This window comes from Tychonema sp. LEGE 06208, assembly GCF_015207505.1.
Taxonomy (GTDB): domain Bacteria; phylum Cyanobacteriota; class Cyanobacteriia; order Cyanobacteriales; family Microcoleaceae; genus Microcoleus.
In genome coordinates, this window is record NZ_JADEWT010000086.1 from 21297 (window position 1) to 27482 (window position 6186).

A 6186-nucleotide genomic window follows, 5' to 3' on the forward strand; every position below is an offset into this window, starting at 1 on the left:
AGTATTTAACCGCTTGGGAACAGAGATAAATTGTTGATATCGGTTCGATCGCCTATTTTAACTCATTCCTAGAACATCTTCGTAAATTTGTGCGGTCGGGCATTGAAATTCTACGCTAGCCAAGCGAACTTCTTCGCCATCCGCGTAAGGATAGAGTTCCCAGCGCCCTTCTGCATTGCGGCGATAACATTCTACACCGATTCTTTCTTGATTAATCACTACGTATTCGTGTAAAGTTTCTAAGGTGCGGTAGTCGGCAAATTTATTTCCGCGATCGAATGCTGCTGTGGTTGGAGAGAGAACTTCTACGATTAAGCGCGGGTGGCGTTTGAAATAGTCAAGACTTCTATCTCTTTCGTCGCAAGTTACCATGATGTCGGGATAGTAAAATACATCGGCTTGCTCAATTCTGGCTTTCATGTTTCCTGCGTAAATGCGACAGCCTCTGCCTCTAACGTGAGTTGTGAGCAAGTTGACTAGGTTGATGCAAATTGTTTCATGGGCATCACTTGCTCCTGCCATTGCATAAATTTCGCCTTGTCTGTATTCGTGTTTGATAGGGCTAATTTTTTCGCCTTCTAAATAGTCTTCTGGGGAGGTGTAGGTGTGGCTGATGTTGGCAATCATAGTTGGTATTTCTTAAACACTAAGGAGATTATACCATGTTGGCAAAAGCTATTTATTGTTCCAGCAGTTGAAGATGCTTGATGGCATCTTGATAATCGTTAGTTTTGCCTGATTTTTGATAGAATTGGGCTGCTGTATGATAATCGGCGATCGCGCCGTTGATATCTTCTAAGAATTCGCGGACTCTGGCGCGGTTGTAGTAGGCATCGCCGTAGTTGGGGTCGATTTGAATAGCGCGATCGAAATCTGCCTTTGCTGCTGGGTAATCTTTGAGATCGCGGGCTCGAATTATACCGCGTTTGTTATGGGCTGCTGCGTAGTCGGGATTGAGGCGGATGGCTTCGGTGTAATCGGCGATCGCACCTTGAATATCTCCTGCTTCTGACTTGGCTAAGGCGCTGTTAAATAAATCTTCTGCCGAATTTTGAACGATGAGTATTGGTGAATTTTGAGTAGAAATGGCAGGGGATATGCCACCCAAAACTGTCACAAATCCCCAAAGGGCGATCGCCCTGTAAAAGTATTTCATAATTCTAAGCAAAAATCTGAGCTACAGAACAACTAAAACCGGGTAACAAAGGCGATGTCAATTCATCATTCCTCAACAGTGTAGCAACAAGCCTTAAACTTGCTTGTTCCCTGCGATAAACCTCAATTTGTTGCAACCGCCAATTCGCAATCCAGTATTCCTGTACTCCCCGCACTGAATAAAGTCTGACTTTCAAATCTCTATCCCGTCTTTCATTGTCTGTACCAGCAGATAATACTTCAACAACTAACTCGGGGGCGGCGGTTAAATGGCCGGCTTCGTCTAGCAAGATAGCCAAGCGTTCATTGCTGGCCCAAACTACATCAGGAATAACGTTGTCAGCATCTGTGAAAATCAGACCCGGATTGATGGCAGTTTGTCCTAAACCAGCAGACATCGACCAAGTATCCAGCACAGAAAAAAATCTGCCACAAGCCCGTTGATGACCCCAATGCGGTGCTCTAGTCACAAATAACTCTCCATCAATAAGTTCGTAACGATCGCCGTTATCGGGCAATAGTTCCAAATCAGCGGTAGTCCAGCGTACTTTATCAGATATTGTCTGGCTCATACAAGCACTCTATAATAGGTGGTACAAACATTATAAACCGATTCGTAGTAAGGACTTCAGTCTTCTCTGTGACTTTGAGTCAATTAGGACTAAAGTCTTTACTACAAACTATGGAGCCGATCGCAATTAACCGCAAATTACACTACTTAAGAACTGTTTTAGAAGCAATCCGAGTTTTCTTGCGATCGGCCTCACTCAAATCTTCACCAGACTGCAAGCGAGTAGCTGAGGTTTGCAGCACTGTGGCGGCACTTTTATCGCCCATTTGCAGAGCAGTTTTAGCCGCCGTTTGTAACATTGTGGCGGCACCGGCGCGATCGCCCTGTTGTAATCTAGTTTCGGCGAGTTGAGTTTGGCGGTACTTAGCCAAAGCTAAAATATGCTGCTGCACCATCGGGTTGAGTGCCGGCTGATAAACTTTTAGAACATTAGCAGAAACTGCAACGGGATCGGAAAGTAAACCTTCACCGACAGTCGGATCGTCGTAGCGAATTTGCAATTGCCCGATCGCCTGTTTGCCTTCAGGTAACTGTCCAATATAAATATTAGCCAAAACTACTCGCTCTACATCCTTCATTAAATCTCCCAGGCGCACCATAAAGCGATCGCCCTCTTGCTGTACCGGTAATTCGATCGTATCAGGAGCAACTTGGGCGATCGGTTTAAGTTCGGCTAACCGCACTTTTGGCATCAGGGAAAATAGCAAATAAGCATTAGTCAAACCTACACCTTGGATGCGAGTAAACAGCTTACCAAACTCATCAACCGCATCTTCGGGCCGCTGAATGTGAGCCAGAGCACCGCCGCCAGCATCAGCAATCTTCTCCAAAATATCCTGGTTCCAGTTATCGCCAAATCCCAGAGAATTTAAAGTCATGTTATACTCGGCGGCCAGTTTCGCCAACTTCAAACAGCGGCTGTCGTCGCCGTGTTCGTTTTCGCCGTCTGTCAGCAGAAATGCCTGAGATATAGCTTCTTTTTTGCCTTTCCCCAACTCTTCAATACCTAACTTAATGCCCTCATCAATTGCTGTGCCGCCGGCCGGGCGCAATCTCTCAATTTGCCGTTTAATGCTGGCAGGATCTCCCACAATTTGGTTGGGGACGATGACTTTGGCTTTGTGATCGAAAGCCACCGCGCAAAAGCGATCCCCGGGCTTCAACCGGTCGAGCAACCGTCCGGCGGCTTGTTTGACGGTTTCCAAGGGCCGTCCGCCCATCGAGCCGCTGTGGTCGAGAATCAGGCACAGGTTTAAGGGTACGCTGGAGTCGATCGAACTTGCCGTCGCAGACACTGAAATCCCTAGTTGGCGCTGGGTTGAGGGCGCGATCGCGTCAAGGTTGGGGTCGTTTAAGACCGGGAGCAAACTAACTTTCATGCGGGATACCTAAAGATTGCGTTACTATTTCTTTAAGAATAGCTCCATCAGTTCAGGCAACATTTCGGTTTATGAACACACCAATTAAAGCTGTGCAATCGCAATACTACGGGGAAGGCAACTCTCGGACGCCACCACCCGATTTGCCATCCCTGTTGCTGAAGGAGCGGATCGTTTATCTTGGTATGCCTCTGGTGCCTGCGGTAACAGAACTGATTATCGCGCAACTGTTGTATTTGCAGTACGAAGACCCCGATAAGCCGATCAAAATCTATATCAACTCGACTGGCACTTCTGGTTACAGCGGCGAACCCGTCGGCTTTGAAACCGAAGCCTTCGCTATCTGCGACACGATCAGGTACATTAAGCCGCCCGTGCAAACGATTTGCCTCGGTTCGGCAATGGGCATGGCTGCGATGCTGTTAGCGGCCGGTACAAAGGGCTTTCGGGCTAGTTTGCCGCACGCTTCGATCGTGTTGCACCAACCCAAGGCTTACACGCGGGGTCAAGCAAGCGACATTCAAATTCGGGCGAAGGAAGTGCTGGCAAATAAGGCGACGATGCTGGATATTTTAGCAAACTGTACTGGTCAACCGATCGAAAAGATTGCTAAAGATATGGATAGGTTGCTGTACATGACGCCGCAGGAAGCTAAAGAATACGGTTTGATCGATCGGGTTCTAGAAAGTTCGGAAGAATTGGCGAAACCGCTGCCGGCTGGAGTCATCTAATTTGGTTATTGGTTATTGGTTATTGGTTATTGGTTATTGGTTATGGGTTATTGGTTGCGATCACCAAAAAGTCGAAAGTAACTAATAACAAGTAACTAATAACAAGTAACTAACAACAAGTAACTAATAACAAGCAATCACTTCCAAATCCCCGATTACCAATTACCAACTAAACGGAGTTCCGAATTATGCCTATAGGTGTGCCAAAAGTCCCCTACAAAATGCCTGGTGGTTATGATACTCAGTGGATTAATATCTACGATCGCCTTTACCGGGAACGGATTATTTTCTTAGGTAAAGATATTGACGATGAAATTGCCAATCAAATTATCGCCGTGATGCTGTATCTGGATTCGGAAGATTCGGGTAAGGATATCATTTTGTACATCAATTCCCCCGGCGGGATGGTGTCGGCAGGCATGGCTATTTTTGATACCATGCAGCACATTAAATCCGACGTGGTGACGATTTGTGTGGGCTTGGCTGCTTCGATGGGTTCTTTCCTGCTAGCTGCAGGTACGAAGGGGAAACGGTTGGCTTTGCCTCACTCGCGGATTATGATTCACCAACCTTCTGGGGGCACGCGGGGACAAGCAACGGACATTCAGATTGAAGCGAAGGAGATTCTGCGCTTGCGCCACCAACTCAACGGTATTTATGCTAAAAATACCGGACAGCCGATCGAGAAAATCGAGAAAGACATGGATCGCGACTATTTCATGTCCGCTGAGGAAGCCAAGGAATACGGCTTGATTGACAGAGTAGTCGAAGATCGTCCGTAAGCGATTTTTTCGCTACACTACCTCGCACTACACCCAGTTTTTCGGTAAATTTTGGCAGAATCTTTACATTTAAGGATTCTGCCATATTTAATTGTATTATCAACGATCGTTCATGCTAAATGGATACTGCAGATTATTACCGACAGTTAGGACTCAGGTCTGGTGCGAGTTTATCGCAAGTTAAGAGTTCTTATCGAAAGTTAGCCAGACAGTATCACCCGGATGTGAATCCGGGAAACGAACAGGCTAAGAATAAGTTTATTGCTATTACTGAGGCTTATAAGTTCCTGGTAAATATAGCCCCCGCCGATGTTGCGGAGTCAACAACTGCTAGTTCAACAGTACCGCCTACTCCGACACCGCCCGCTGCAGCGGTGAAAGATCGATCGCAGACAGTTAAGGTGACTCGGAAACAGCAACCGACTCCAGATAGCCCGGATCTGTCGGCGGCGGAACAAAAGTTAAAGCAAGATGCTTATTTTCAGTTGCAGCAGTTGCTGAAATATCAGAGGTTCCCGCGGGCGATCGCCCTGATTGAGGGTTTGGCGCAGCGGGTGCCCGAAGATCGGGAGGTGCGCCAGTGGCAGGCGATCGCCTATCAGCGCTGGGGAAGGCATTTGATCGGGGAAAAGCAGGTTGATAAGGCGAGAATTTATTTGAAAAAGGCTGTAAAAACTGACCCTCACAATCGGGCTTTGTGGGCGGAAGTTGAGCGAGATTTTCGCAAGTTGGAACAGATTTATTGATTGGGGAATCGGGAATCGGGAATCGGGAATCGGGAATCGGGAATTATTACTTTGGTTCTGTGGAGGTCATCAAAAACTCTATATTTTTGAGTTTTTCTAAAATAGCTTGGGTATTTTCCGGTCGGTTTTCTGGTAGCGGTTCCATCAATTCGTCGATCGAGTCTACAAAGGACCGATCGACATCTACGGCCTGGTTTTTCCAGTTGATTTTACCAGTTTTTTGATTGACGGGAAAGTCGATCGGGTTTAAGCCTGTTAATAAATGTACAAAAGTACGCCCTAGGGCAAAAAAGTCCGATCGCACTTCTGGTTTTCCGGCAATTTGTTCAGGCGCGGAGTACCCAGCAGAACCGATGGGTGTAGTATCTGTGTCTGCTTCGGTGGCGCAGCCGAAGTCAATTAATCTCAATTTCCCATCGGGTTCTAGCATCAAGTTAGATGGCTTAATATCCCGATGTACGAGATGATATTTGTGTATTTTTTGCAAAATATGGAGTATTTGTTGCAGCCAATCAACGGCGAGTGTTTGAGAAACCTGTTGGTTTGTAGTTAAGAATTCTGTCAAGTTTACTCCATCGATTTTTTCCATCGCCAAACAACACAATTTCTGGGAATTGTTGGCGAGTTTAATTTGGAAATAACCGTCTGGTTCAACTTGGGGAACTCCGGCTTTTCCCCCCAGCCAAATTAACACTCGCGCTTCTTGCTGGAAGCAGCGAAGTAAATCGGGATTGTGGCTGTGTTTGAACACTTTAAAAATTTTGACTGTGCCCCATTCGTTTTCGCCGGTTCCCAAATCTTCGACTTCTAAGATGTCTGTGG

At 46.5% G+C, this 6186-nt stretch carries 8 protein-coding genes; 3 read left to right on the plus strand and 5 right to left on the minus strand.

Features of this window, described 5'->3' with window-relative positions; genetic code table 11:
• Positions 1-57 precede the first annotated feature (57 nt).
• The 4 genes from IQ263_RS20360 to IQ263_RS20375 all read right to left on the minus strand — a co-directional run bounded on the left by IQ263_RS20360 (position 58) and on the right by IQ263_RS20375 (position 3105).
• Complete coding sequence (locus IQ263_RS20360) at positions 58-627, minus strand: Uma2 family endonuclease (RefSeq protein ID WP_194069726.1); 570 nt, start codon at positions 625-627, stop codon at positions 58-60.
• Between the two features lie 52 nt (positions 628-679).
• On the minus strand, positions 680-1156 hold the full coding sequence (locus tag IQ263_RS20365) for a tetratricopeptide repeat protein (protein ID WP_194069728.1): 477 nt from the start codon (positions 1154-1156) through the stop codon (positions 680-682).
• Positions 1157-1160: 4 nt separating this feature from the next.
• A complete protein-coding gene (locus IQ263_RS20370) occupies positions 1161-1727 on the minus strand; it encodes a Uma2 family endonuclease (protein WP_194012961.1) in 567 nt (188 codons plus the stop codon).
• Between the two features lie 142 nt (positions 1728-1869).
• Positions 1870-3105 (minus strand): vWA domain-containing protein, encoded by a 1236-nt coding sequence (locus IQ263_RS20375; protein ID WP_194069730.1) that lies wholly within the window; start codon positions 3103-3105, stop codon positions 1870-1872.
• A gap of 71 nt (positions 3106-3176) precedes the next feature.
• Between IQ263_RS20375 and IQ263_RS20380 the strand changes: the two genes are divergently transcribed.
• From IQ263_RS20380 to IQ263_RS20390, 3 genes are all read left to right on the plus strand, one after another.
• A complete protein-coding gene (locus tag IQ263_RS20380) occupies positions 3177-3836 on the plus strand; it encodes an ATP-dependent Clp protease proteolytic subunit (RefSeq protein ID WP_194069732.1) in 660 nt (219 codons plus the stop codon).
• 188 nt (positions 3837-4024) lie between these two features.
• A complete protein-coding gene (locus IQ263_RS20385) occupies positions 4025-4618 on the plus strand; it encodes an ATP-dependent Clp protease proteolytic subunit (RefSeq protein WP_194069733.1) in 594 nt (197 codons plus the stop codon).
• A gap of 119 nt (positions 4619-4737) precedes the next feature.
• A complete protein-coding gene (locus IQ263_RS20390) occupies positions 4738-5364 on the plus strand; it encodes a J domain-containing protein (RefSeq protein ID WP_194069735.1) in 627 nt (208 codons plus the stop codon).
• Positions 5365-5410: 46 nt separating this feature from the next.
• Here the strand turns inward: IQ263_RS20390 and IQ263_RS20395 are convergent.
• Positions 5411-6186 (minus strand): serine/threonine protein kinase (locus IQ263_RS20395; protein WP_194069736.1); only part of this gene is annotated, 776 nt, incomplete at its 5' end.

What these genes read in the sequence shown, in the direction of transcription:
- IQ263_RS20360 (WP_194069726.1), bottom strand. Translation starts at nt 627, where the DNA reads ATGATTGCCAACATCAGCCACACCTACACCTCCCCAGAAGACTATTTA.
- IQ263_RS20365 (WP_194069728.1), bottom strand. Translation starts at nt 1,156, where the DNA reads ATGAAATACTTTTACAGGGCGATCGCCCTTTGGGGATTTGTGACAGTT.
- IQ263_RS20370 (WP_194012961.1), bottom strand. Translation starts at nt 1,727, where the DNA reads ATGAGCCAGACAATATCTGATAAAGTACGCTGGACTACCGCTGATTTG.
- IQ263_RS20375 (WP_194069730.1), bottom strand. Translation starts at nt 3,105, where the DNA reads ATGAAAGTTAGTTTGCTCCCGGTCTTAAACGACCCCAACCTTGACGCG.
- IQ263_RS20380 (WP_194069732.1), top strand. Translation starts at nt 3,177, where the DNA reads ATGAACACACCAATTAAAGCTGTGCAATCGCAATACTACGGGGAAGGC.
- IQ263_RS20385 (WP_194069733.1), top strand. Translation starts at nt 4,025, where the DNA reads ATGCCTATAGGTGTGCCAAAAGTCCCCTACAAAATGCCTGGTGGTTAT.
- IQ263_RS20390 (WP_194069735.1), top strand. Translation starts at nt 4,738, where the DNA reads ATGGATACTGCAGATTATTACCGACAGTTAGGACTCAGGTCTGGTGCG.